The organism is Bdellovibrio bacteriovorus, assembly GCF_001592745.1.
Classification (GTDB): Bacteria; Bdellovibrionota; Bdellovibrionia; order Bdellovibrionales; family Bdellovibrionaceae; genus Bdellovibrio; species Bdellovibrio bacteriovorus_B.
Map to the genome: position 1 here is coordinate 265,829 of NZ_LUKD01000008.1, position 25,466 is coordinate 291,294.

Below are 25,466 nucleotides of genomic sequence, written 5' to 3' on the forward strand. Positions count from 1 at the left end.
TGTGACTTCAAAAGCTTTAGCAGAATATTTTATTATATTTCTACCTTACGCGATGGGCGCGGTGTTCATGGTTGGCTTCTTCTTCAGAGCCATGATCTATTACACAGTTCGCCGTCATGAGTGGTTTGCCAAAGAATTCGAAAAACGCGTGAATCGTTTTATCGAAGGCGAAGTGCCAGGCAAAGCGCAGAATGTTTCTTTCTATGTTCTTTCGAAAAAACTTTTGGAAAGAACTTATTATGAAGTCTTTGAAATCCGTGATCGTATGAAACGCCGTAAGCCGGATTCCATTATGGCAACAAGTGACCGTGTGTTTTTGGTCCGCCAAGGCTGTGCTTGGTTGGTGAAAGACATTCTTAAACAATTGAAGTTCTTAAAGTGGAGCGAGGGAAATCCTAAGCTCTTGAATATCACAAAGGCGACTTTGCAACATAATCCTTGTTTCAATCGTGTGTTTGGTGTGATCCCGATGGTAGGACTGAATGACTTGATTTCTATCTTACCAGGTCTTTTCGTTGTCGGTGGTATTTTAGGTACCTTCATTGGTATTGCCGGCGGTCTTCAAGAGTTGGGAACTATGAATCTTCAGGATCTAGAAAGTACGAAGAATATCATGGACCGCTTCCTTCATGAAATCTCATTTGCGATGAAGACGTCCATCGTGGGTATTATCTTCTCGCTTTTATCGCACGTGACGAACGTGATTCTTTCTCCGGAAAGATCTTATGTGTCGATGGTCGACCGTTTTGAAAGTGCTTTGGATTTGTTGTGGTACCGCAGTGACAACAACAACTACCCAGAACACGAAAGACCTTTTGATGAACATCGTGATGCCGTTGAAGCTTTGGCCGAGGATGCTTTGAATAAAGAGATAGGAAAGGCAGCCATTGCCCGGGGTGCGTAATTGAATAAGTTTACTGTCACAATCCAAAGGAAGGATCAGGTGCTCAGCCGAGAGGTGAACAAAGACTCGTTCACCATCGGCCGTTCTGTCGATTGTGATATCGCTTTAAACGATAATCACATCAGCCGTGTGCATCTTGTCGTCAATCGTCGTTGGAACCAGATTTGGATCGAAGATAAAAATTCGTCCAATGGGACGTTTATTAACGGAACGAAGATTGTGCAAGGCACACCTGTCAATGTCGTTGTGACTGATAAGGTCCAACTGGGCCGCTCGGAGTACGTTCTGACTTTTGATCTTAAGACGGATGAAGTGGAAGAGCCACTGCCTCAGGAAGAGCCTGTTCCCGAAGAGGAACCGGTTCTTCCGGATACAGTGGCAATGCCGCCACCAAATACTCCGCATTTCCAAGCGGAAAAAATCCTGCATGAAGCAAAACGCAAAGCCGCGCAGATTATTTTAGAAGGCGAAACCCAAGCCGAAAAAAGGGTTCAAGCCATTTATCAAAAGGCGCGTGAAGCCCAATCTCAGGCAGAATACTTTTATCAAACGCGCATGGCGGAGGCTCATAAAGAAGCGGATGCCATTCTTTCTGATTTCCAATCTCAAGGACGTCAACTGCTGACCGAAGCTCGCAAAATGGCTCAAGAGCTGCGAGAAGAAGTTGATATGTACGTGCAGTCTTTAAAAGACAAAGCGAAGGTCGATTCTGAAGACATAGTCTCGGAAGCGACGCTCGCGGCAGAGAAAATGAAAAGCGAAGCTTTAGAAAGTGGTCGCTTAGCAGCGCAGACCGAAGCGGACAGCATGCTGCGTGGGGCCCGTGAAGAGGCGCAACGCATATTGGAATTTTCTCAACTGCAAACGGCAGAAGCGCAGGAAAAATTGCGTTTAGATAAAGAAGCCTTGGAAGTTCTTGCTAAAAACCTGCAAGAAACGGAAGAAAAGCTCCGGTCAGCGCAGTCTACGTTGACAGAAACGGATCAGCGCAACGCCGAGCTGATAGAAAAGAATCAACTGGAAGAAGAACGCGCTGAAGCTCTTTTGAAGAGCGAAGCTTTGCGTTTAAAAGAACTGCACGACAGTGAAGAACTGCGTCTTAAGAATTTGCTTGAAAGTGAAACAGCGCGATTAACGAACTTGCGCGAAACCGAAGACGCGCGGCTAAAAGAAATCGTCAGTAAAGAAGATCAGCGCATTAAAGAGCTTCTATTAAAAGAAGAAACTCGCGTGAAAGAGCTTCTGACTTTGGAGGACTCAAAGCTCAAAGAGCTTCGTTTAGCGCAAGAGATGTTCACCCAACAAAACACGAAGCTTGAAGAATCCATCAAAAACCTTCAACAAAAGCAGGCTCATCTCAGCATGGATGTCCGTGACATCGAAGCTAAAAAAGCCCACTTGTTTAAGGAATACGACGCGCAGAAGATCTTCCTGAATGAAAAACTAGAAAAAGAAAAATCGCAGATGGTAAAAACGGAAGAAGAGCGTCTTGAAGAAATGCGCCTAGAGATGTCGAAACGCCTTCAAAGAATGGAACAAGATCTTCTGACCGACGTGATTCAGAAAAAATCTTCTTTAATTAAAGAAATCCACGCGGCCGTTGAAAAAGAGATTGTAATGCTTATGGAGCCATCACAATGGCGTAATATCTCTCAATCCGTCGAAAACCACATCAAAGAAGCCATCGAAGGCAAAGTGGCCTCGCTGGCCCAATCAACGACCGCATCTTCATCTAAACCGGTTGATTTGATGAAGAAACGTAAGTCAGAGAAAGTTCGCTGGGCGTCCGTGGGGCTTGCCATGGGGGCGTTGGTGTACTTCGTAAGCCAGGTTGTGGTCGAAAAAGTTTCTTCAGATCAAGCACCGATGCAAAGTCTTGTGGCTCAAGAAGCGAAAAAACGACAAGAGGATTTGGAAAAACGTAAGTTCAATCCTCCGCAAGCGGAAGAAGTGAAGGATTCATACACAGACGCGGTTATTTATACGAGAAATTTTCCGGAAATTTACACCGACGAACAATTTCAGCAGAAGTTTTATAAGTCGGCTGCTCAATATTTGTTAAAGACCTGGCGTGTAGATGAAGATAAATCCATCCAGGTGATTTCGACTGCGAATGCCCTGGTGAAAGAGCTAAATGATAAGCGCGCAAAAATTCATCCGGACTTTATTAAAGAAGGTATCGAAAAAATGCGTCAGCTAGAAAAAGACAGCTTGGTGCGCATGAAGGATATTCTTGGTTCAGAAGTGCGTGTGGAATCCTTCCGTCGTTTTGAACGCAACTTCTATAAAGAAGAAGTTCAGCGTCGTCGCATGGCGCAGCACTAATCGTTAAAAGATTCATCTTTTGGAATGTCTGGAAGCTCAATAACACCGCGGCTACCAAAACGTGTGGTCATTGCCATTGTTACTCGGCGCAGCCCCTCAATATTGCGGCCATTTTTTCCTAACAGCACTCCATAGTCATCCGGATGACACTCCACCTTATAAACAGTGGTTCTGCTTCCCGCTGTATATGTGACGTTTACATCGTCTTCGTTCGTGAGCATGGTTCTTAAGATCGAAAGAATGATGTCTTTGACTTCGTCGCGGAAAGGGCGCATTGGTTGATCCATTTTTACTTACCTGCCGTACTATTATTGCTTCCTAAAAATCGGGAAGCGCAATGAAAAAACAAAGGCTAGTTTTGTGGGATCCTTCTATCAACATGTGTTTTGGCAGAAACATGACTCGACCAATGACGGTATAAGAACACCACTGGTAGAATTATACCGTATATATAAACTTGATTAGGTGGCATCCATAGAGACAAAATATGAGAAGCTGATGGTTCGAATTGCGGTGAATATAAAAAGGATCCGCAAGAATAAGGGCCTATCCCAGCGAAACATGGAGGATTTCGGCTTCGATCTCCGCAACTATCAAAGGTTGGAGGCGGGGAATCACTCGCCGAGTCTCTACACACTTCATAAACTCTCCTTAGCATTTAGGGTCGAGATCTCAGAATTTTTTGAGTAAATTTTTAATTAGCCTCTTTAGAACTTGAGGAACACTCCGATAACCCCAGCATGTTTACGGTATAAAAACACCACTAGGTGAACTTTGACCGTCTTCGAAAAACAATCAAACACATGCAGGGGATGAAGTATGTTTGCGCGCTTTAGCTTGAAAGCCAAGATGATATTGGCTTTTGTCGGAATTTCGATGTTGTTATTATTGGTCGGCGGTATTGGGTGGCAATCCAATCGCACTGTTGTTGGCGTTTATAGCGTGATTGCCAACCAAAATTTGCCTAATGTGAACAGCATTGGTCGCATTCGTTATCGTGCCCAAGAATTAAATCGTACGATCTTACGCGCGTCCTTGGCGAAAAACCCGCAAGAGGTTTCCAAGTGGCACGAGGAATTCAAAGAATCCATCGTTCGCAATGACGAATTGACGAAAAAGTATTTAGAGGTTCCTTTCCTGCCGAATGAAGAAGCCATCTTCGCGAAGGTCGATGCGGGCTGGAAAAAGTTCGTTGAAGGCGGAGAAAAGTTGATGGAAGCCGCCCTTAAAGGTGATCAGGCTTTAGTTGATAAAATCCTGGATGAAGAAATTCCACAGTTGCGTCGCTCTCACGACGATGCCTTATCAGAACTTCTCGTTTTCCACGAGGAAGCCGTAAAACAGGCCAAGATCAAGGCTGCTGAAGCCACATCACGCGGTGAAACCTTTGTCGTTATTATTATCGCTGTCGGATTTTTGGCGGCGACGTCCGTCGGTTATATTTTCGCGACATCTTTGGCCAAATCATTGACTCGTATCAGTGGTGAAATTTCAAATTCCGCAGACCAAACTTCGGCTTCAGGTACTCAGCTTTCAGCGGCCAGTCAGCAGTTGTCATCAGGTTCCTCTGAAGCGGCAGCATCGCTGGAAGAAACAGTGGCCTCGATCGAAGAACTTTCCAGCATGGTAAAACTAAATGCGGATCATGCAAAAGAAGCCAATGCGTTGTCACAGAAGTCGAAAGACTCGGCGGAACATGGGGAAAGTGAAATCACAAAATTGATTGGCGCGATGGAAGAAATCGCCAAAGGCTCTAAACAGATCGAAGAAATCATCACCGTTATTGATGACATCGCCTTCCAGACAAATCTTCTGGCGCTGAATGCAGCCGTGGAAGCGGCTCGTGCGGGAGAGCAAGGTAAAGGTTTTGCTGTGGTGGCCGAGGCCGTCAGAAATCTGGCGCAGCGAAGTGCCGTGGCCGCGAAAGACATTACGACGTTGATTCAAGAAAACGTCGCGAAAAGTGAAAACGGCGCTCGCGTGGCTAGTCAAAGCGGATCGGTTCTTAAAGACATCGTAAACTCTGTGAAGAAAGTCGCGGATCTTAATAATGAAATCTCTGTCGCGAGCCAGGAACAGGCCAGTGGTTTAGAGCAAATTTCAAAAGCGATGAATCAATTAGATCAAGCAACTCAAGGAAACGCAGCGTCCTCTGAAGAAGTGGCTGCTTCTTCGGAAGAAATGTCGGCGCAAGCGGTGGCTTTGGCTGACCTTGTGGTGGATCTTCGTACGCTCGTTCAAGGTGTGAGCACCCCTCAACGTGCAGCTTCTGTAACACATGCGAAAGCGCCTTTGGCTTTTAAAACTCCAATGAAGGCCGCTATGGTGAAACGCAAAGCGGAAATGGAAAACGTACTTCCTTTGGAAGACGGTGACCGTAAAGTTGGAAATGTAGCAGGTTTCTAAGTTTCAAGTCCTTTTAAAGCTGGGCCGCAACCGAAAGACGCGGCCTAGCTTTTAGATTCATCTAGTCTCTAAGGCGAAAGTGCGCTAAATAAGATGGTTTTAGGACTATCTGTGACGCACGCTGTTGGAGGTTTTATGATGTCAGCCGGACATGCTCAACAAATCGAAATTCTATTTTACGTCGTAGGACTTCTTCTTTTTGTTATCTTTGGTGTCATCATCCTAAGCTACTTGCGCCGCACGCGCCAGCCTTCGCAACAACTTCCTCATGAGGCAAAACGTGAAATGCCAACAACGGCCGAGCCCGCAGAAGAAAAAGAAGCGGTCTTAGCGCACGTGGATTCCACGGGTCAAATTGTCTCTGATATTGAAGCACCTGCGGTCGATCTTAAAGAAGCTTTAAAGAAAACAGAAGAAAACCTTTTCGGCCGTATTCGTAATCTATTTAAAAGTGATTCCGGAAGTGCCCATTTAGATGAAATTGAAGAGATTCTTTACACGAGCGATTTGGGTCCAACGACCGTGCAAAGATTGATGGCCGCTTTGGAAGAAAAGCTTTCGAAGAAAGAGCGTGCCGATTACGACACGGTTCGCTCGGCATTAAAAGAAGAGATCAAAAATATTTTTGCCGGTTCTCATTCTTCAACGCCAGAGCAAGGCATTCTTTCTAAAATCCAGTTTGCAGCACACGGGCCGACAGTCCTGATGATCGTAGGTGTGAATGGCGCCGGAAAAACGACTTCTATCGGAAAAATTTCGTCTCAACTTGCTAGCCAAGGTAAAAAAGTTTTGGTGGCAGCTGGTGATACGTTCCGCGCGGCGGCTGGGGGACAATTAAAAGTTTGGACTGATCGTGCGCAAGTTGAAATCTTCTCTCCTGAAGGTGTGACAGATCCAAGTGCGGTGGCCTTTGATGCTGTCGCAAAAGGAAAAGCGCAGAACTATGATGTCGTGATCGTCGATACGGCGGGGCGACTGCATACACAAGCCAACTTGATGGAAGAGATTAAAAAAATGAAGCGTGTGATGGCAAAAGTCATCCCGGAAGCTCCTCACGAAACCTTGATCGTGCTTGATGCAAATTCGGGTCAAAACGCCTTGATGCAAGCCAAAGAATTTCACAATGCTCTGACTTTAACGGGCGCGGTTTTAACCAAGATGGATGGCACTGCAAAAGGTGGCGTGGCGGTGGGACTTGCCCAAGAGTTGCAAATTCCGATTAAACTCATTGGTGTCGGTGAAAGAATCCAAGATCTTCGCACTTTCTCTTCACAAGAATTCGTCGATTCTCTTTTTCAGTAATTTAAAGGCAAGATCGCTGACCGTTTATTTTTGGTCAGCGATATCCTGAATTTTATTTGACGGGTAGACATGAAATCCCGGATGAAAATTCAAAATGGCAATCGCCATGGCCTTGGCAATATCGCTGGCTTTGATTGCGCGGTATTTTTTCAGCGGTCCGACCAAAAGTGGATTCAGGTAAGGACTTAATTTTTGCGCGATGTCTTCTCCCGCACGAGGCTCTTTTCGATCACCTAAAATCAATGAGGGTCTGAACACCTCGATCTGCGGAATTTTCAGCTTACGCAGATCATTTTCCATTTCGCCTTTCACGCGATTGTAAAAAACCGACGAATTTGCATCCGCGCCCATGGCAGAAACGACTAAGAACTTCTGCGCTCCGACTTTTTCTGCGACCTTTGCGAATTCAACGACGTAATCGTGATCCACTTTGCGAAAAGCCTCTTGGCTGCCGGCTTTTTTGATCGTGCTTCCCAAGCAGCAGACAAAGATATCGGCTTTTAAAACCGAGTCATAATCTTTCAATTTATTAAAATCTAAAAGAATGTTTTCGATACCGGCAGGAAGCCGACCCAGAGGCGAGCGAGTGACCGCTTTCACAGAAGAGATTTCATCAAGAAGCCCTAAAAGCACAAGGAGCTCGTGTCCCACGAGCCCCGATGCGCCAACCATACATACACTGGCAGGATAATTCATTAGTTCCCTCTAGGTCCTCCGTTATCCTGTTCAGCTTGGTATTGGATCTCTGGAGGATTGTGTGCTCCAGTTGTTGCTAAGAACTCTGGAACTGTCGTTCTAAAATCAGCAAGACCGCTAACTTTGATCACGCCTTTTGTAAGACGAGAATCAGGGTGAGCGTAATCTACAAAACGACCTTCGTCCACTAGGAAGTAACCACGGAAGTTTGTTTTGTAAGCGTCTTCTTTTTTACCAGAGTCGATTCTGTAGCGGTCACCACTCTTACCGGAAGCTGCACCACGACCGTAGTTCAAGCCCATTGCATTCGGGTATTGATCAATCGCGTACTGACCAGCTTCAATCAAGTTGTGGTCAGGAATAACCTGAATAGCTTTTTCGATGATCGTTTTTGCGTCCGCAGTCAAACCGCCGCTTTGTTGAGCGCCATTCGTCAACAAGATGTAATCCCAATTACCTGGTCTTTCATACTTGTCAGCATAGCGTGGAAGTGGCTGCACTTTCTTTTTAAAGAAGCCAGATACGATTTCTTTTTCACGAGTCGACTCACGAGCATAAACACGATAGATGTCTGTACCCACTGGCAACAAGCTGCGCAGGTAGGCAATCGCACGGTTTTCAAGACGAGTACAACCAGAAGAACCAGGGTTCGAGAATAAGTTCATGAAGAATCCACGAGTCAACTCGATAGTTTCAGAACCATCTTTACCCCAACCAATAGTTCCATGCATCCATTGGTAGTTCATACCATTTGTTTCATCTGCCGGAGTCACCTTTGCCGCATACCAACCGAAAGCACCATAGATGGTTTTTTCGCCACGAGCATCGTCCACCATCCACTTGCGTGAATTGACGATTTTAGAAACGCCATCGGTGATGGGTTTTGGAATTGTTTTTAAGTCCTGACCAGCACGATACCAGTGAGGATAGTGAGCCATACCGTCTTGATAGAATTTAATCCATTCAGAGATGCGTGAATGTCCTAGCCAGGTTTTAAAAGCATGCGGATCTTCTTTCGTTCCTTCTTCAGGACGGCCGACGACCATCTCTGTTTCCATCACAAGTTTGTGCGGGCAGTTCGGAGTTTCCGTGCAGCGCTCGTAAACACGCGTGATTTCCGTTGCCACGTTTTGAATAACAAAGTATTTGGAAGCGGCTGTTAGCAACTGCTTTTCTGAAAGATAGTCTTTAGAAACAAAAAGTTCGGGAGCGATATCTGCTTTAACAGAGGCCGATTTGATGATCTTGATTTGCACCAAAGGTGTTGCTTCATTTAATAGATCATAAATTTCCACTTCATCATTAATGGAAAGTTTGCCGACGATATTGTTGCCAGATGTCGCATTGCTACTGCGGACATTCAGGCTGTCAGCGGAAATGAAGTAACGTTGACCCACTCTGAGTTTGGATTTTTCCATTCCAACTGCGGCGGCATTGGCAGACTGAGTTTGCTCTGTTAATGCTTGCGCCTGACTGATCATCGGCGAAGTGGCAATTAACACGCTTAAAACTGCTGAGCACAATCTGCGAGTCGTGGATTTTGTCATGATACGTCCTCCGTACACTTTTCAATTAAACCTTTGTCATTGACTCAAACAGTTTTAGCAAGAAGCGTGACAGGCTCTAGACCTCCGGTATTTTTTAATGTGCTTAAAATCAGCGTCGATGTTTTTTGCACAGTGCCCAAAGTGGGCACGCAGGGAGGCTTCATGACCAAGATATTCTTACTTCTTCTATTAATATGTTCAGGCACTGCTTATGCCCAATACGATACAAAGTGGAGGATCACCAAACCATACTGGACGACGCAAGATGAAGAAAGATTCGGAGAATTCATTTCCTATATAGGGGCTGCTGTGAATCGACGTGAGTGTGGAACCGTCGATTCCTGCTTAAAAAATCCGCTAGCAAATCCCTATGCCGGCACCGACCCTGAAGAGTTGAAACTCTTCGCAGATTGTGCCGATCTGCCTTACTATTTGCGCGCTTATTTCGCTTGGAAAAACGGTTTACCGATGTCCGTTCAGGATGACATGGCTCCGCGGGAACCAAATGATAAAAAAGATGTTCGCTACACCAAATTTGGCAACTACGTAAAGTCACGTTATGACATTGTCGCTGGAAGATGGCGCGGTATTAATGCGGTGGATGTATTAAATGAGGCGATCATCGATAAAACCTACACAGCCTCTTTTCGAGTCATGGGTACGGAGGACCGCGGTCTCTTCACAGATTTTTATCCCGTCAAATTAGGCCGGGATAGCATTCGTCCCGGGACGGTGATCTACGATCCCAACGGACATGTCGCCATCATTTATCGTGTCAGTGATGATGGCCGTATTTATTATATCGATTCGCATCCGGACAACACTTTGACTTCAGGCATGTACACGCCCAAGTTTGTACGAAGCACTCCGTTTCAGGGGGCAGGGTTTAAAAATTTCAGGCCCCTCGCGCTTGTTAATGCTAAGTTAAATTCAAGTGGTGAATATATTGGTGGCAGAATCGTCGGCGCACCGAATAGCTCCTTGCCTCTTTTTAGTGTTGAGCAGTTTTATGGAAATCAGCCGGATCCCGCGGGTGATTGGCAGAAAGGGCAGTTTTTATTTCACGGAATGGCCTTTCCTTATTACGACTATCTCCGGTTAGTGATGGCGCGCGGTGATCTAAAAATTGATCCTCTGGTCGACATGCAACAGAACCTTGTCGATATCTGCACAACACTGAAGGATCGAGTGACCGCGGTGGCCACCGCGATCAAAGCGGGCATTGATATGAAGGAGCACCCGGAACGTCTTCCTCAGAATATCTACGGCACAGATGGAGAATGGGAAACTTATGCAACGCCCGCACGTGATGCACGCTTAAAGGTGGCGTTTATGGATTTACTTCTGCAAACAAAGCAGCTGATTGCAAGGCAAAGAAGTGGCGACCCGATGATAGTTTATTCGGGAACAAATCTTCCCGCAGATATGCTTCAAGTTTATTATCGAGAGGCGGGAGCTTGTCAGTTCTCTTATGCAAACTCATCTGGAACACAGATTCCTCTGAATTTAGAAGTCGCACGACATCGTCTTTTTGATTTAAGTTTTGACCCATATCACTGTGTCGAGCTTCGCTGGGGCGCTGCCAGCCCCCAAGAACTCGCCAGTTGCCTAGATACACCCGTGAAAAGAGAGTGGTACAGCCGTGAAAGATGGCTTCGCTATCAGTGGGAACGCCGCTATGATGCACGCATGGATTATTCATTGGAAGAATTGGACGGCCCTAAACCCGGTGCTGGAATCGCGGCTCCGCCTGACGTGGATGTGGTCCGGTTTTTAACTTATGGCCGCTAAATATCCTTCGTCTCATATTGAAACACCGGTGACGCTTTAGGGATGCTGTCAAAACTTTGTGCGTTCCACACGTCCCCAGAACCTTCTTCGATCTGGCATCTTACTTGTAAGTAAGGCTTTATCGAAGAGGGTTTATATGAAGATGATGAGAATACTTCCGAAGTCTTTTGTTTTGGGCATGAGTCTAATCGCCATTGCACCGCAATTGACGTGGGCGCAAAGCCAGACGGCTTATATTCAAGATCAAGTGACCCGCGCTCGTACAAATCCAATTATCAATCCTAAATGGGGAAGCTTTCTTCTTCGCACAGATCGTTTAGATAAACTTTATTCTTTACGTGGTTATCAATCTATTTGGGTCGACTCTACGGGAACGCCTAATGCGATGGTAAACACTTTAAAAAATATTCTTTTGAGCGCCGACCGACACGGTTTGAATCCCGCTGACTATTGGGATGCGCAAATCGAAAAAGGTTATCAAGCGACGATGAAAAATCCTGGCGTGCAGTGGATTACGTTTGAGCTTTTGGCCTCCGAGGCTTTGGTTCGTTACGTGACTCATCTTTCAACAGGTCGTTTTGATCCTGAACTTATTGATACAGACATTAAATTTAAGAAAAAAGAGTTCACAGAGTTTCAAGAATTGAATGCGGCGATCTCTTATGGACCGGCTTCTTTGGCGGCGAACTTAGAAAACTTCGCGCCCACACATCCTCGTTATAAAGATTTGCTTTCGATTTTATCGACTTTGAAAACGCAGAAAAACAGTGGCGGGTGGGCGACGATCAATTCACCGGGCTTTGCCTTAAAGCTGGGGGTCACTGATCCAGTGATCAGCCAGTTGCGCGCGCGTTTGAATCAATTGGGGTATTCCATCTCCAATAATGGTGGCAATACATTCGATAGCGAATTTGATACAGTTCTTAGAAAGTTTCAAGCGGCGAACGGTTTAACTTCGGATGGGATTATCGGGACGCGCTCGGAAGTATTAAGAGCGTTGAACTTCACGCCATCGCAAAGAATAGCGCAAGTGGAAGCGAATATGGAAAAGCTTCGTTGGCTGCCTAAAAACTTGGAAACGCGCCATATCTTTGTCAACTTGGCGACAGCAGAGTTCCGTCTTTTTGATGAGACCGGAAGAGTCTTTTATTTTAACACCGTGAATGGCCAAGCCTTCCGTCGCACGCCTTCGATGCGGGACCAAATCACTTTCGTGAACTTAAATCCTTATTGGACGGTTCCCCGCAGTATCGCGATTCGCGACAAGCTGCCATTGCTGAAGCAAGATCGCAATTATTTGCAAAAGCACAATATGATTCTGATCGAAGAAGCGACCGACGAAGAAGTGGATCCTTCAACGATCGACTGGAAAAACATGACGGCTCGTAACTTCGTCTATTACATCCGTCAATTACCAGGACCGGAGAATGCGTTGGGTGTTGTGAAATTCCCATTGCAAAATCCTTGGGCTATTTACATGCATGATACGAACGAAAAAAATCTTTTCGCAGAAAGCAAACGTCATCGCAGCTCGGGTTGTGTGCGTTTAGAGCAACCGTTAGAGCTGGCGGCGTACCTTCTGCAAGATCAACCGGGCTGGAGTCTTTATGACATCCAAAACTATGTACCGTTGAACGACAATTACATCCCCGGTGAGATCGACAAGAAAGTGACTTTGAAAAAGCCGATGCCCGTTTACTTCATGTACCTGACGGTTGAAAAAGGTGAAGACGGTTCGATGCGCTTTATCGACGATGTCTACGGACAGGACACTCGCGTGAGTAAAGCCATTTCCAATAAACGTTCTGGCGATGAGCTGTTCTAAGAGGAGAGAGTTATGAAAAAGTGGTGGATCGCGATTTCGACATTGTTATTCGCAGGACTGGCTCAAGCTCAATCTATGGGTGCGATGCAGGTGAACGGCCAAGCGGGCAGTCAGCAGCTCTTTCAAAAAGTAAAAGCCGTGCGTTGCCAAGTTGGGCAAAGAGGCGCTTGTGATGCGGCGGTGTTTTTTGATTTGAATAAGCAGCAGGCTTTGAATCCCGGAACTTATGTCGTGGGCTTTGAGAACTCCATTTATCCGGAGCTTGTTACTGTGAATGCAGGACAGGTGACGAATCTCTATTTAGAACGCGTGAATGTACCATCGCAAGTGAAGGGTGCAAAAATCCGCGTCTACCGAGATTTTACGTCATTGGTAGAACAAAAAAAGATTTATCTCACAATGTTTATGATGAACCGTCACTTTTTCCGTTTGGATAAAGATAACTTCGGTGATCTTTATTTAGCGGGTCTGTGGGAACGTGACTTCGTTCAACGTTTTACTTACGAAGTATGTCCGAAAATAGATGCCTATGGTGAAGTGGCGAGCAGCGCTCGCACGATCTGTAAAGCTTGGAATTCAGCAAAAACTTCGAATGATTTACGAGACCTCTATAACTTTGCAAACGATGGTACATTTCAAGAAATGTGGGTCACATTTCCGGGCGACGTGATCGCTTCGAAACACCCTCGTTATCTGGTTTCTGCGCCGATCACGGCAGGTGATTTTGTTGCTGTTTTTCCGGGTGTTTACAAGGTCCAGGCAGAAGGAAAAAATCAGACGGCGGTGACGGTGAAAACTGGTCAACTGTCCCAGAATGCCTCAAACTTTGGATTTTCATTGAACGCGGTTCGTTCTTTCATTAGCCTAGACGGTGAAGACTGTTCAACGGCGCGTACTTGGAAGACAGATTCTCGCTCTTATTGCACCAGCGATTCGGCTGAGGGTTGTGATCGTTCTTCTGCGGAGAGCTGCGAACCCATGTAATGGAAAAAGGTTTCAATGCGATTTGTAGTAAGTTTTATTATTGCTCTTGGGCCTCAGGTTTTGTGGGCCCAAGGTATTAAGCCCGTTTCTGTTTCCTATGAAAATCTGATGCGTTGTTTTCCTGAGCTTCAGGATGAACAACTTTCCTTTAAAGTCGATCTCAATCGCCTGAAAGACATCTCTGACGAAAAATTCGTGACCTCACAATCGCAACTGCGTCAAAGAAAGATTCATTACTTGGATGCCGAGAAGCAGGCCATGAACTTGATCTTGCGCACCAAGTTCTCTGGCGCGAAGAAAATGGATACCGAGCTCACTTTGCAGCAAGTCGATGAAAAAGGCGTGGTGACCAATGTAGGTTTGACGGCGAATCAGCGCATCAACCCCAAGCAGGACATCATCAACAACTTTTTGCTCAATGCGACGATCAAATCTGATGAGTATTCGTACAATGACACAAAGCTTAATGGAGTTATTGCCACTTATAAGCGCAACTTCAAAGAAGTTGAGGAGTATGAACTCCACGACAAACCCAACAAGCGCTCTGTGAGCTGCGAGAAGCAAAAAGACTTAGGCATTATTTGCACTTGTTCCAAAAAATAATCTGTTGAATATCGGACCGATAGAGATATACTTTTTCTTGTGTTGATCTAGGATTTTTCTAGAAATTTAAAAGGTTTAGAACATCGGTACTAACAAGATTCTGCAGCTATTGAGGTGCTAGTGACATCTGATAAAAAAACCTACAATTTTCTAATTGCGGGTGTCCCTTACAAATTAAAAACCTCTCATGACGACGCCACAGTCGAAGAGCTCGTCACATTTGTAAACACTAAAATGAATCAGGCCATGTCAGTTACTAAAAACGGTTCTTACCAAAACGCCGCTGTTTTGACAGCGATGAACTTGGCAGAAGAACTGATCCTTTTGAAAAGAAAAGCGCATCGTGAACTTGAAAAGTTGGAAGAAAAAGCGATGCAACTTTCCGTTGAACTAGAAAATTCCAAGAACAACAAGGTTTTGAACAACTAACTTTGTTTTGATCTCTTGGAGTGTCCATGTCGTTTCCTTGGAGCTCTAAAAAGGAATGTCGTTCCTTCTTTAAATCTCTTTGCGCTCGAGAGTTCGCGCAAGGTCTTGTTCAAAATCAACAGCAGCTTAATTCCGTTTTGCAGGATTTTTTAAAATCGCAAAGTGGAGTGTGGGGAGCTTATAGAGCTCTGCCAGAAGAAGCCCAGGTGGAAGAGGTCTTTCGTATCTCTCACCTGAAGTGGGCTTTTCCGCGGATGCGGGAGGGCCATCTGGAATTCTTTGATGCACACAAGTTTGTGCTGGGACCTTACGGAGTCCTGGAGCCTGCTCCAGATTCGCCCGCGCAAGATCTCAAAGACATTCAAGGCCTGCTGATTCCCGGTTTAGTTTTTAATAAGAATGGCAATCGTCTGGGAAAGGGAAAGGGTTTTTATGACAAAACACTTTCTGCTTACCAGGGGATCAAAGTGGGCGTCTGTTTTAACTTTCAAGTGACAGTAGACCCGATCCCGACCGAAGCCCACGATGTGATCATGGATTATTTGATCACAGAGACTGGTGTGGTCGATTGCAGGAAGTATCAGGAGTAAAGAATCATGGAGTTAGTAATCACCGCTATCGTGGCGTTGTTGTTGGGTGGAGCCATTGTTTTCATCATCAAACGTGTTCAAGACGAAAATAAAAAGAAGTCAGCACGAGTAGAAGCAGATCGTATCGTTAATAAAGCGAAGTCCGAAGCTGCAAAAATCAAAAAGGACTCTGAAACCAAAGCCAAAGACTTTGAGTCACGTGCCCGCAAAAATGTCGAAGCCGACATCCACAAACAAAAATCCACTTTGAAAAACAAAGAATCTCAGTTGGACCGTCGTTTGAAAGAGATCGAAGATCAGTTCAAAAGCAAAATGGAAGAAAACGAGCGTTATCTGAACACGCTGAAGGACCGCGAAGAAAAAATCGCGATCTCTGAAAATCGTATCAAGGATTTAGAGAAAAAAGGCGAAACACACATTGGCGAATTGAAACAGAAGCTAGAGTCTGTGGCAGCAATGAGCCAAGACGAAGCTCGTCGTCAACTTTTGAACGCTCTTGAAGACGAAGCAAAACAAGAAGCTTCTAAAAAGATCGCGCAGATCGAGGAAGAAGCTAACAAAGAAGCCGACAAAAAAGCCAAACGCATTTTGGCAACAGCGCTTTCTCGTTTCGCTTCTGAGTACACATCTGAGCGCACGGTGAGTGTGTTGGCTCTTCCGAATGACGAAATGAAGGGTAAGATTATCGGCCGTGAAGGTCGTAACATTCGTACTCTAGAAGCTCTTTGCGGTGTCGACTTGATCGTGGATGACACTCCAGAGGCCGTAGTTATTTCTGGTTTCGATCCGGTTCGCCGTGAGCTCGCTCGCCGTACGATTGAAAAGTTGATGGAAGACGGTCGTGTGCATCCAGCACGTATTGAAGAGGTCGTTGAAAAACAACGTTCTGAACTTATGAAGTCCATCAAAGAAGAGGGCGAGCGCCACGTGATGGAATTGGGTATTCCAAACATGCACCCAGAACTTATTAAGATCATCGGTGGTTTGAAATATCGTTCTTATCAAGGTCAAAACGCTTTGAACCAAGCATTGGAAGTGGCGAACATCGCCGGTCTTCTGGCAGGTGAAATGGGTGTGAACGTGAAGATCGCACGTCGTGCGGGTCTTCTGCATAACATCGGTAAAGCCATCGATCATACGGCGGAAGGCAGTTACGCATTCGTCGGTGCTGATTTCGCGAAAAAATACAATGAATCTGAAGACGTCTGCCACGCGATCCGTGCGCATGATGAAGAAGAAAAGCCGCACTCGATCCTTGCTTGGATTGTGCACGCGGCATTCATCCTTTCGAGCTCTCGTCCAGGAGCACGTCGTCCACAAATGGATTCTTTCATCCACCGTTTGGAAGATCTTGAAAGCATCGGTAACAGCTTCGATGGCGTTCTTAAAACTTTGGCTTTGCAAGCCGGTAAAGACGTTCGCGTGCTTGTAGAAAGCAGCAAAGTGACTGATGACCAAGCTGTGATGTTGTCTCGTGATATCGCTCGTAAGATTGAGCGCGAGATGCCACAGGCGGGTGCAGTGAAGGTGACAGTGGTTCGTGAAACTAGAAGCGTTGAACACGCTCGCTAGGAAAAGGATTTTAGGTATATGAGTTTTTTAGATCCTCGTGAGCAGCTTGAAAGAATCAAATTCGGCGTCGCTGAGTTCATCAACGACGAAGACATGCTCAAAAAACTTAAAAAAGGAAAGCCTCTTAATATCAAATTAGGAGCCGATCCCACTCGTCCTGACATTCATATCGGGCACACCGTTGTTATCAATAAACTTCGTACGTTTCAGGAACTGGGTCACAAAGTTTATTTCTTGATTGGGGATTTCACCGCAATGATCGGGGACCCTTCGGGAAAAAATACAACTCGTCCGATGTTGACTCGTGAAGAGATCGAAGAAAACGGTCGCACTTACGCAAAACAGATTTTTAAAATCTTAGATCCAGAAAAGACCGAGATTGTTTACAACTCGTCTTGGATTGGCAAAATGACTCCGCAAGAATTCATCAAGATGTCCGCGCAATACACAGTGGCGCGCATGCTTGAGCGTGAGGACTTTACGAAGCGTTACCGTTCTGGAACGCCGATCGGTATTCACGAGTTCTTGTATCCCTTGACTCAAGGCTATGACTCCGTGGCTTTAAAAGCCGATGTCGAGCTGGGTGGTACGGATCAGAAGTTCAATCTTTTGGTAGGTCGTGACATGCAAGGCTCTTACGGCCAGGAAGCTCAGTGTATTCTGACGATGCCGATCCTTGAGGGTATCGATGGTGTGAACAAGATGTCGAAGTCTTTAGATAACTACATCTCTGTAATCGATACGCCGAAGGACATGTTCGGTAAGACGATGAGAATTTCTGACGATTTGATGTATCGTTGGTACGAACTTTTGACAGACATCACGGCCCATCAGCTTTCACAGCTGAAAACCGATGTGGCGGAAAAACGCAAACATCCAAGAGAAGTGAAAGTGAATCTGGCGAAGTTCCTAATTAAACGTTTCCACTCGGAAGCAGCGGCACAGGCGGCGGAAGATGAATTCAACCGTATCTTTGTCGATAAAGGGCTTCCAGATGATGTTCCTGAGTTTACTACAGATGCGGAAGAAATTGGTCTTCCAGCGTTGATGGTGAAAGCAGGTCTTGTGGCCTCTAACGGTGAAGGCTCGCGCCTGATCCAAGGGGGCGGTGTGCAAATTGACAGCGAGAAGATTTCCGATCCTAAGCTTAAAATGAATTTGAAATCGGGCGAAAGCTTCGTGATCAAAGCAGGTAAGAAGAAGTTCGCGAAGATCATTGTTCGCTAAGCAGGTTTATTATGAAGATTAAGTTTCTACCGCAAAATATTGAAGTCGAGGGCACTCCGGATAAGAGTCTCTTGCAAATTGCGACGGAAAATCACCTCGAGATCCGCTCTATCTGTAAAGGCGTTCCGTCATGTGCAGAATGCCGTATCCGTATCCAGGAAGGGGAGGCCAATATTTTGCCTCCGAATAAAGCAGAACTCAGTCTGATCGGAACAAGCCACTTTATTGATGGCCGCCGTTTGAGCTGCCAAGTGCGCTGTTTTGGTGACGTGACTGTGGATATGACGGAACAAGTTGAAAAGACTGAAAATCAAACGAAGAAAATTCGTGGTTTCCGAACTAATAAGCAGATCGAATCTAAAGCCGTAAACGACACGATGCTTTTAAGTGATAAGCCTGAAGAAAAAGAGAAGAAGTAAGTCTTTAGTCCAGTGAGTCTTATCGGTTTTTTAACCGATAAGTAATCTGGGATGTCTCATAAAATTACTTTCCGAGAACGCGGGCAAGGGCCCATTTTAATTCTTCTTCATGGTTATGGAGGAAGCGTTCATCATTGGGAAGCCGTTGCCGAAAATCTTTCGTCACAATATCGTGTTGTAGTTCCCAATCTCACCCATGTCTACCTCAGCTCAGATAAATTATTCTTTACTGTGCAGGTGGAAGTGTTGGCGAAATTTATCAAAGAACATTTTCCAGAAGAAAAAGTGTCTGTCGCAGGATTAAGCTATGGCGGTGCTTTGGCTTGGGGTTTGGCAACTCAACATCCGCATCTTGTACAGAAAACGGTGCTGATCAATCCGATGGTGACGGATCCGGTAAAACACTTTTTGCCGAAAGAGCTGCGTTTCTTTTTCTCTGTGCCATTAAATTTAAAAAGCATTTATGTGATGCTTTCAACGCCGATGGGACGGTTGTTTTTAAAAAGAGCCGCGCAAATCTTCCGTGACGAGCGCTCTGAAGGTGTGACGGCGATTGAGAACCTGAAAGGCCGGAAGCTGCAATTTGTAGCGCATATGATCCACCACTTTTCCTGGATTCTTCGCTCTGAAGATTGGAATTTCTGGCATCAGCGTCTTTACACGTATCGCGGTGACTGCCGTTTGATTTTTGATACGGAAGATCTCTTATTTGATCAGGCGGCGTATCGCAAGTTTGCTCATCACATCGGTTGTGAAGATGTCATCGCTTTGACGGGGGCGGGACACCTGGCCATTAAGACACGTCCAGAAACTGTCGCTCAACTCATCTTAGAATTTTTAGAAAACAAGGTCGCGGCTTAACTGTTATTTGTTAGGCCGATGCCTCTACCTTGCTCCTATTTCTTACACATTTTGTCTGCAGATCCTTACTTTCGCTCGGTGGGGAGATGAGTCCATTTCTGATATTCTGTTATCAACACAGGAGGTCCGCGATGTCTCATCGTCATCTTAAAGGAAAAGGTTTTAGTCAAACCACGAAGAAGTATGATGGAGAAATTAAAGCTCAAAAGCAGGCCAGTCGAAACACACAAATGAGTCACTCTCGCCACGAAGAGGAAACTGAACCTCAGCACGAGAGAGTCCCTGGAGGAGCCGCTTCGCGGAAATAACTTGAGGGGTGAAAATAAAAAGGCGCAAGAATTCTTGCGCCTTTTTATTTATCTTTATTGAAGAAAAAAATTAAACGTTGAAGCTAGAACCGCAACCGCAGTGCTTCGACGCATTGGGATTGTTGAAGACAAAACCTTTGCCATTCAAACCACCGGAATACTCTAAAGTCATACCCAAAATGTACAACATGCTTTGAGGATCTACGGCGACTTTTTGGCCGTGAGATTCAAAAACTTTATCACCTTCACGAGGGTCAGATTCAAAGTGCATCTTGTAAGACAAACCTGAGCACCCACCTTTTTTCACCTCAACGCGTAGAAAAGCAGAGTCGTCTTTTCCTTCTTCTTTTTTTAGGGAAGCCAGTTTTGTAGCGGCCTCTGGTGAAATTTGGATCATGGAAACTCCTTATAACTAAATACTACCTTGGAAGTATACCACAGCTGTCAAGAGTTGAGGAGAATAGAAAAAGGCCCGCGGGGCGAGCCTTTAAGTGTATGTTTTTTCTGGGATTTTTTAATGAAGAGCGTTTTTTAGGATCTCTGCTGCGCGAAGAACTTCTTCTTCGTTACTCCACCTGCCCAGGCTCAAGCGAATCGAGCACTGAACTTCGTCCACCGAAAGACCGATGCCGCGAAGGACGTGGCTGACAACCATCGCACCCGTGCCACAGGCAGAACCGGTGCTAACACCCAGCTTCTGCAAACGAGGTAAAAGACCTTCAGTTTTGTATCCCGGCAAAGTGATATTTAATACGTTCGAAGCGCGCTCTGTAGGATGTCCATTCATGCGGATGCCCGGGATTTTTTCTTGCAATGTTTGCCAGAAAAGATCGCGAAGTTGGCGCAAACGTTTGCATTCCTCGGCCATCGTCGCTTGGCAGATTTCAGCCGCCACACCCATGCCGACAATGCCTGGAACATTCAGTGAGCCCGAGCGAAGTCCACGCTCTTGGCCGCCACCATGAAGAAGTGGATTTAATTGTACTTTAGGATCTTTGCCACGAATGTAAAGAGCGCCGACACCTTTGGGGCCATAGATTTTGTGTCCCGAAAATGACATCAAATCCACGCCCATTTCGGTCACATTCATCGGAATTTTACCCGCCGCTTGAGTGGCATCGGTGTGCAGATAAATTTTATTCTCTTTCGCGATTTTTGCGATTTCTGGAATCGGATTGATCGTGCCGATTTCGTTATTCACCCAGATAAAGCTCATCAATTTTGTATGTGGCTTGATGGCTCTGCGAATTGTTTCTAATTCTACTTGTCCGTAAGAATTCACAGGAAGGAAGTCGACTTCAACTCCCATTTTTTCTGCGGCCGCCATCGCCTTCATGATGGAGCTATGTTCAATAGTGCTGGTGATAAAGTGAATAGGTTCCGACGGATTTTCTTCGCGAATTTTCGTCAAAAGACCAAAGATCGCCCAGTTGTTCGCTTCGGTAGCGCCACTAGTAAAGAAAACTTCCATGGATTTTGCGCCGATCAACGAAGCCACTTGGCCACGCGCTTTCGTCACCGCATTTTCAGCGATCCAACCCCATTGGTGAGCCGCACTTGCGGGGTTTCCAAAGTACTCTTTAAAGTAAGGTTCCATCGCGTGATAGACTTGAGGATCCACCGGAGTGGTTGCATTGTAATCAAGATAGATCGGTTTGTCGTGTTGCAAACTAGTTCCCATCGGACGTTCAGAGCTTAATTCCATGAGAAGAGCTAATCCTGCTCGAAGGGGCGCGTCAAGCCGTTTCTTTGGCGCTTACTTTTTCCTCAAATTCCTGGATTTTTTCATTCAGGAAATTCTGTGCTTTGTATCTATCCAGATCTTGCAAATCGCCTTTAAGAATGTGCAGTTGCGAGATTCCCTGGTTTTTTAAGCGCTCTTTTTGCACATTGTAAAACACTCCACCGCGGGGAGTGTAGAGGACGTATTTATTGTTTCTGGGCAGATAGATATAAACATTGAATTCCACGGCGACGTTGCCAGCCATTTCTTCCAGTTTGATTGAGGCCATTTCTTCGGCCGGAGAATCGCCGTAACGTGTTTGTACGTTGTTGCAAGGAAAGAAGGCCATGGCGACTTCATTGCCTTCATGCAAAGACTTTCGCAGAAATTCTGCGCAATCCAAGGCCCAGTCTTCAAAGGGAACTTGTTTGATTTGCAAATCCATGCGTTCGCTCTCTTTGATGTCTTCGCCATTTTCTTTTAAGAAACGAAAAAGACGGGTTTGCACTTTCTCCATAAATGCGCTGTCGATGTTTTTATTTTTGGCCATCGCCGTGATGAGGTAACCTGAAAAGCGTGAAGACTCTATGACAATGCAAGCCACGTTGGTGGTTTGTTGAAGCGACGCGGAGTCTTGAAAAGAAGTGATATTGCACGCGCTTTCTAAAGCCTGCTTTGTACCGCGCAGAATGACCGAATCATTTTTCGTCGCGCGGGGATCAGCTTCAATTTCTTCTGGAGTTCGACGAGAATGTTGTGGAAGAGAACCCCCTGTTGGAACCCAAGTGCCATACGGGTTTTTTGCCAAAGGAGCATACAGACCGCCATGAGCAGATTTTGGGTGAGGTGTGAACATGCTTCCATGCAATGGAGTTTGTCCCATACCTTGCGTCGCAAAGCCTGACTTTTGGGAGCCTGGGCCGCTCATCATCGCCGAGGATTCATCTCCGGCCAGCATTTGCGCAAGAATATTTTGTGCGTTAGCTGGATTAAAAGAACCATCTCCTTTAATAGCGATAACGCCGTCTTGAGTGCCATCATCCGCAGATCTTACCTGGTGAGGTGTCAGTCCGCGCGTCTGCATGTCTTTATAGTATTTATTCACCGTTCTTTCTACAGCCGGGCCGGTGACAGGAGGATATAAAATGTATTCTGTCGGACAGGCATTTAAAAGTTCGTAGGTTGCCGCCGAAGTGTCTTCAGAAAAAGCGATCACACAGACGGGGAAAGCTTGTGCAAGAATCTTCGGAAGATTGCGCACTTTTTTATTGGGATGATCAATGCTGATCATAACGAAGGCCGGCTGTTGTTGAACTAAAAATATCAATGCTTCTTTAAGATTTGTCGTCGACTTGATCACCCAGTCGCGATTGCGCAGAAAACCTTCAACATTTCCTAGACCACCTGGCGACGACTTTATAATCAACAAGGATTTTTTAACCAAAACGTGCTCCTAGGTTTTATTTCTTAACGGAGCTTTAAAGTAAAAAAGTATGGTTTACTCATATTCTTAACCTACATTGCCGAAGCTTAACCCCGACTGGCCGAATGTCTTAGAACACCCGTGCTAAGTCCTCAACTTGGCGTGTTCACGAAGAAGCGTTACGATAATGGAATGAAAAAAGCCCCACTGCACAGTGCCTCTTATTTTGTAGCACCCGGAAAAAATCCTGAATCCATGTTCGCTTGGAAGAAGGTCGACTCACAAATTCGCAATCGTCAGGGAGAAGTGTTTTTCGAAATGAAAAATGTGGAAGCTCCCGAGGCTTGGTCACAGCTTGCGATCGACATTGGTGCTAGCAAATACTTCCGCAAAATGGGCGTGCCTAAGACGAAGCATGAAAACTCTGTTCGCCAACTTGTGAATCGGGTTGTAAAGGCCATCGCGGCTTCGGCGTTGAAACAAGGCGGATATTTCAAAAGCAAAAAAGACGCGGATATTTTTGCCAATGAATTGAAATACATTTTGTTATCACAGCGAGGAGCTTTCAATAGCCCCGTATGGTTTAATGCTGGTTTGTGGGAGTCGTACAAAATCAATTCACCCAGTGAACATTTCGCCTGGGATGAAAAGAAAAAGAAGATTCAATCGACGCACAACGCGTATGAGCGACCTCAGTGTTCGGCGTGCTTTATTCAAAGTGTGGATGATTCCATCGAAGGAATTTTTGAGTTGGCAAAAACCGAAGCCAAACTTTTTAAGTACGGTTCCGGTACAGGCAGTAACTTCTCAAAAATTCGCAGTCGTTATGAATTGACGAGTGCCGGAGGCATGAGCTCCGGTCTTCTGTCATTTCTGGATGTCTTAGATAAAGGCGCGGGCGCAATTAAGTCCGGCGGTACGACAAGACGTGCGGCAAAGATGGTCGTGGTTGATATCGATCATCCTGAGGTGTTGGATTTTATCGAATGGAAAATGCGTGAAGAGCGAAAAGCTCACATGCTGATTGCCGCAGGTTTAAGTGCGGAGTTTGAAGGGGAAGCGTATCGCACGGTTTCAGGTCAAAATGCGAATAACTCGGTGCGTGTGACCGATGTTTTTATGAAAGCTGTTGAACAGGTAAAGCCTTGGAAGCTTAAAGCCCGTGTCACGGGGAAAGCTTTGCGCGAAATGCCGGCTCCGGAAGTGTGGAATAAGATCACGCATGCGACATGGGTGTGCGCGGATCCGGGTATTCAATTTCATGATACTATTAACAAGTGGCACACGTGCCCGAACACGGATGATATTCATTCGAGCAACCCTTGTTCGGAATACATGTTCCTGGATGACTCCGCTTGCAACTTGGCTTCTATCAATTTGGTGAACTTTTTAGATAACGAAGGACACTTCGATTTTGAGTCTTTCATTCACACGGCTCGCACCTTGTTCGTGGCTCAAGAAGTTTTAGTGGATTACTCTAGCTATCCCACAGAAAGAATTGCGCAAAATTCTCATGACTACCGCCCGTTAGGATTGGGGTTTGCAAACCTGGGAAGTCTTTTGATGAGAAAGGGCATTCCGTACGATAGCGATGAAGGGCGTGCATGGGCTGGGGCAATCACGGCTTTGATGAGTGGGGTCGCTTATTTGACGAGTGCAGAAATGGCACGCGCGAAGGGGCCATTTGCGGGTTTTAAAAAGAATCGCATTTCAATGCTGAAGGTGATGAAGATGCACGAATCTTCATTGAAGGGTGTTAACTGGTCCTACTTACCTGAGGGCCTTGATAAAGCCGTTAAAAATCTATGGAAGAGCGTTATCTATAACGGCACAAAGCATGGCTTCAGAAATGCGCAAGCAACCGTCATCGCGCCAACTGGAACCATCGGTCTTTTGATGGACTGTGATACCACGGGGATTGAACCCGACTTTTCCTTGATCAAATTTAAAAAACTTTCTGGCGGCGGAGAAGTGCAAATCGTGAATCAATCTGTTGAACAGGCTTTGCAGGTTCTTCAGTATCCAGCGGAAGCGATCGCAAAGATTTTGCAGTACGTGCAAGATCACAACACCGTCGTCGGTTGTCCTGAAATTCGCAGTGAAGACATCGCGGTTTTTGATTGCGCGACGGGAGTCGTCGGTCAACGCGTTCTTTCACCGGAAAGCCATGTGCAGATGATGGCGGCTGTGCAGCCGTTTATCAGTGGCGCCATTTCCAAAACGGTGAATCTTCCTAACACGGCGACGGAAGGCGATATCAGTCGCATTTATTTCTTAGCTTGGAAACTGGGAGTGAAAGCGGTAGCGATCTATCGTGACGGCAGTAAACAAAGCCAACCCCTGAATGTTCATAAGGTTAAGAAAGAGGAAGCGGAGGAAGTTCAACCCGATTTCACCATGAAATGCCCCGAATGCGGAAGCGACACCGTCCTCACAAGTGGCTGCTATCGATGCCCCAACTGTGGCACGACTGTCGGCTGCTCGTAAAGCCTTCTCCAAATTCCAAATTACGTCTTCGAAGGGGTCAATAA

23 protein-coding genes are annotated in these 25,466 nt (G+C 45.8%); 17 read left to right on the top strand and 6 right to left on the bottom strand.

The window, feature by feature from the left end:
• Position 1: 1 nt before the first annotated feature.
• Both AZI87_RS15850 and AZI87_RS15855 read left to right on the top strand, forming a co-directional pair.
• Entirely contained in the window at positions 2–904 is a 903-nt protein-coding gene (locus AZI87_RS15850; RefSeq protein WP_253696905.1) for a hypothetical protein, read from the top strand.
• Positions 905–3,229, top strand: a complete 2,325-nt coding sequence (locus AZI87_RS15855) for an FHA domain-containing protein (RefSeq protein ID WP_063209061.1) — start codon at positions 905–907, stop codon at positions 3,227–3,229.
• Here the strand turns inward: AZI87_RS15855 and AZI87_RS15860 are convergent.
• Complete coding sequence (locus AZI87_RS15860) at positions 3,226–3,516, bottom strand: KH domain-containing protein (RefSeq protein WP_063209063.1); 291 nt, start codon at positions 3,514–3,516, stop codon at positions 3,226–3,228. The genes AZI87_RS15855 and AZI87_RS15860 overlap by 4 nt on opposite strands.
• Positions 3,517–3,727: 211 nt before the next feature.
• Between AZI87_RS15860 and AZI87_RS18435 the strand changes: the two genes are divergently transcribed.
• The 3 genes from AZI87_RS18435 (at position 3,728) to ftsY (ending at position 6,937) form a co-directional block, all read left to right on the top strand.
• The gene (locus tag AZI87_RS18435; RefSeq protein WP_063209065.1) at positions 3,728–3,919 is read left to right on the top strand and encodes a helix-turn-helix domain-containing protein; all 192 of its coding nucleotides are present in this window, start codon (positions 3,728–3,730) and stop codon (positions 3,917–3,919) included.
• Positions 3,920–4,048: 129 nt separating this feature from the next.
• Positions 4,049–5,635 (top strand): methyl-accepting chemotaxis protein, encoded by a 1,587-nt coding sequence (locus tag AZI87_RS15870; RefSeq protein ID WP_063209067.1) that lies wholly within the window; start codon positions 4,049–4,051, stop codon positions 5,633–5,635.
• Positions 5,636–5,770: 135 nt separating this feature from the next.
• Positions 5,771–6,937: a signal recognition particle-docking protein FtsY gene (gene ftsY / locus AZI87_RS15875; RefSeq protein ID WP_063209069.1), complete on the top strand. Its 1,167-nt coding sequence runs from the start codon at positions 5,771–5,773 to the stop codon at positions 6,935–6,937.
• Positions 6,938–6,961: 24 nt separating this feature from the next.
• On the opposite strand, the gene AZI87_RS15880 is transcribed toward ftsY, so the two are convergent.
• Both AZI87_RS15880 and AZI87_RS15885 read right to left on the bottom strand, forming a co-directional pair.
• Entirely contained in the window at positions 6,962–7,633 is a 672-nt protein-coding gene (locus AZI87_RS15880) for an NAD(P)H-binding protein (RefSeq protein WP_172795533.1), read from the bottom strand.
• The gene (locus AZI87_RS15885; protein ID WP_063209071.1) at positions 7,633–9,180 is read right to left on the bottom strand and encodes a L,D-transpeptidase; all 1,548 of its coding nucleotides are present in this window, start codon (positions 9,178–9,180) and stop codon (positions 7,633–7,635) included. The genes AZI87_RS15880 and AZI87_RS15885 overlap by 1 nt, the downstream gene beginning before the upstream one ends.
• 162 nt (positions 9,181–9,342) lie before the next feature.
• Here AZI87_RS15885 and AZI87_RS15890 point away from each other — a divergent pair, with 162 nt between their 5' ends.
• From AZI87_RS15890 to AZI87_RS18175, 11 genes are all read left to right on the top strand, one after another.
• Positions 9,343–10,971, top strand: a complete 1,629-nt coding sequence (locus AZI87_RS15890) for a hypothetical protein (protein WP_063209073.1) — start codon at positions 9,343–9,345, stop codon at positions 10,969–10,971.
• 136 nt (positions 10,972–11,107) lie between these two features.
• Complete coding sequence (locus AZI87_RS15895) at positions 11,108–12,796, top strand: L,D-transpeptidase family protein (RefSeq protein WP_063209075.1); 1,689 nt, start codon at positions 11,108–11,110, stop codon at positions 12,794–12,796.
• A gap of 12 nt (positions 12,797–12,808) precedes the next feature.
• Entirely contained in the window at positions 12,809–13,780 is a 972-nt protein-coding gene (locus tag AZI87_RS15900; protein WP_063209077.1) for a hypothetical protein, read from the top strand.
• A 15-nt stretch (positions 13,781–13,795) separates the two neighbouring features.
• Positions 13,796–14,383: a hypothetical protein gene (locus AZI87_RS15905; protein ID WP_253696907.1), complete on the top strand. Its 588-nt coding sequence runs from the start codon at positions 13,796–13,798 to the stop codon at positions 14,381–14,383.
• A gap of 120 nt (positions 14,384–14,503) precedes the next feature.
• Complete coding sequence (locus AZI87_RS15910) at positions 14,504–14,812, top strand: cell division protein ZapA (protein ID WP_063209078.1); 309 nt, start codon at positions 14,504–14,506, stop codon at positions 14,810–14,812.
• A gap of 26 nt (positions 14,813–14,838) precedes the next feature.
• Positions 14,839–15,402 carry a 5-formyltetrahydrofolate cyclo-ligase gene (locus tag AZI87_RS15915; protein ID WP_253696922.1) on the top strand — a complete coding sequence of 188 codons (564 nt, stop codon included), beginning with the start codon at positions 14,839–14,841 and terminating at the stop codon, positions 15,400–15,402.
• Between the two features lie 6 nt (positions 15,403–15,408).
• The gene (gene rny / locus AZI87_RS15920) at positions 15,409–16,974 is read left to right on the top strand and encodes a ribonuclease Y (protein ID WP_063209082.1); all 1,566 of its coding nucleotides are present in this window, start codon (positions 15,409–15,411) and stop codon (positions 16,972–16,974) included.
• 18 nt (positions 16,975–16,992) lie between these two features.
• On the top strand, positions 16,993–18,201 hold the full coding sequence (gene tyrS / locus AZI87_RS15925) for a tyrosine--tRNA ligase (protein WP_063209084.1): 1,209 nt from the start codon (positions 16,993–16,995) through the stop codon (positions 18,199–18,201).
• Positions 18,202–18,212: 11 nt separating this feature from the next.
• A complete protein-coding gene (locus AZI87_RS15930) occupies positions 18,213–18,620 on the top strand; it encodes a 2Fe-2S iron-sulfur cluster-binding protein (protein ID WP_253696924.1) in 408 nt (135 codons plus the stop codon).
• A gap of 51 nt (positions 18,621–18,671) precedes the next feature.
• On the top strand, positions 18,672–19,481 hold the full coding sequence (locus AZI87_RS15935; RefSeq protein ID WP_063209086.1) for an alpha/beta fold hydrolase: 810 nt from the start codon (positions 18,672–18,674) through the stop codon (positions 19,479–19,481).
• Positions 19,482–19,612: 131 nt separating this feature from the next.
• Positions 19,613–19,789: a hypothetical protein gene (locus AZI87_RS18175; protein ID WP_155722596.1), complete on the top strand. Its 177-nt coding sequence runs from the start codon at positions 19,613–19,615 to the stop codon at positions 19,787–19,789.
• A 70-nt stretch (positions 19,790–19,859) separates the two neighbouring features.
• Here AZI87_RS18175 and AZI87_RS15940 read toward each other — a convergent pair whose 3' ends face one another.
• The 3 genes from AZI87_RS15940 to AZI87_RS15950 all read right to left on the bottom strand — a co-directional run bounded on the left by AZI87_RS15940 (position 19,860) and on the right by AZI87_RS15950 (position 22,956).
• A complete protein-coding gene (locus AZI87_RS15940) occupies positions 19,860–20,186 on the bottom strand; it encodes a HesB/IscA family protein (RefSeq protein WP_063209088.1) in 327 nt (108 codons plus the stop codon).
• 117 nt (positions 20,187–20,303) lie between these two features.
• A complete protein-coding gene (locus AZI87_RS15945; RefSeq protein WP_063209090.1) occupies positions 20,304–21,494 on the bottom strand; it encodes a cysteine desulfurase family protein in 1,191 nt (396 codons plus the stop codon).
• 31 nt (positions 21,495–21,525) lie between these two features.
• Positions 21,526–22,956 (bottom strand): hypothetical protein, encoded by a 1,431-nt coding sequence (locus tag AZI87_RS15950; RefSeq protein ID WP_063209092.1) that lies wholly within the window; start codon positions 22,954–22,956, stop codon positions 21,526–21,528.
• 171 nt (positions 22,957–23,127) lie between these two features.
• Here AZI87_RS15950 and AZI87_RS15955 point away from each other — a divergent pair, with 171 nt between their 5' ends.
• Positions 23,128–25,422: a vitamin B12-dependent ribonucleotide reductase gene (locus AZI87_RS15955; protein WP_063209613.1), complete on the top strand. Its 2,295-nt coding sequence runs from the start codon at positions 23,128–23,130 to the stop codon at positions 25,420–25,422.
• The last annotated feature ends 44 nt before the right edge of the window (positions 25,423–25,466 follow it).

Coding starts and splice junctions, on each gene's coding strand:
- AZI87_RS15860 (WP_063209063.1), bottom strand. CDS start 3,516: ATGGATCAACCAATGCGCCCTTTCCGCGACGAAGTCAAAGACATCATT.
- AZI87_RS15895 (WP_063209075.1), top strand. CDS start 11,108: ATGAAGATGATGAGAATACTTCCGAAGTCTTTTGTTTTGGGCATGAGT.
- AZI87_RS15900 (WP_063209077.1), top strand. CDS start 12,809: ATGAAAAAGTGGTGGATCGCGATTTCGACATTGTTATTCGCAGGACTG.
- AZI87_RS15905 (WP_253696907.1), top strand. CDS start 13,796: ATGCGATTTGTAGTAAGTTTTATTATTGCTCTTGGGCCTCAGGTTTTG.
- AZI87_RS15880 (WP_172795533.1), bottom strand. CDS start 7,633: ATGAATTATCCTGCCAGTGTATGTATGGTTGGCGCATCGGGGCTCGTG.
- ftsY (WP_063209069.1), top strand. CDS start 5,771: ATGATGTCAGCCGGACATGCTCAACAAATCGAAATTCTATTTTACGTC.
- AZI87_RS15930 (WP_253696924.1), top strand. CDS start 18,213: ATGAAGATTAAGTTTCTACCGCAAAATATTGAAGTCGAGGGCACTCCG.
- AZI87_RS15940 (WP_063209088.1), bottom strand. CDS start 20,186: ATGATCCAAATTTCACCAGAGGCCGCTACAAAACTGGCTTCCCTAAAA.
- AZI87_RS15885 (WP_063209071.1), bottom strand. CDS start 9,180: ATGACAAAATCCACGACTCGCAGATTGTGCTCAGCAGTTTTAAGCGTG.
- AZI87_RS15890 (WP_063209073.1), top strand. CDS start 9,343: ATGACCAAGATATTCTTACTTCTTCTATTAATATGTTCAGGCACTGCT.
- AZI87_RS15955 (WP_063209613.1), top strand. CDS start 23,128: ATGAAAAAAGCCCCACTGCACAGTGCCTCTTATTTTGTAGCACCCGGA.
- AZI87_RS15870 (WP_063209067.1), top strand. CDS start 4,049: ATGTTTGCGCGCTTTAGCTTGAAAGCCAAGATGATATTGGCTTTTGTC.
- AZI87_RS18175 (WP_155722596.1), top strand. CDS start 19,613: ATGTCTCATCGTCATCTTAAAGGAAAAGGTTTTAGTCAAACCACGAAG.
- AZI87_RS18435 (WP_063209065.1), top strand. CDS start 3,728: ATGGTTCGAATTGCGGTGAATATAAAAAGGATCCGCAAGAATAAGGGC.
- tyrS (WP_063209084.1), top strand. CDS start 16,993: ATGAGTTTTTTAGATCCTCGTGAGCAGCTTGAAAGAATCAAATTCGGC.
- AZI87_RS15915 (WP_253696922.1), top strand. CDS start 14,839: ATGTCGTTTCCTTGGAGCTCTAAAAAGGAATGTCGTTCCTTCTTTAAA.
- AZI87_RS15935 (WP_063209086.1), top strand. CDS start 18,672: ATGTCTCATAAAATTACTTTCCGAGAACGCGGGCAAGGGCCCATTTTA.
- rny (WP_063209082.1), top strand. CDS start 15,409: ATGGAGTTAGTAATCACCGCTATCGTGGCGTTGTTGTTGGGTGGAGCC.
- AZI87_RS15945 (WP_063209090.1), bottom strand. CDS start 21,494: ATGGAATTAAGCTCTGAACGTCCGATGGGAACTAGTTTGCAACACGAC.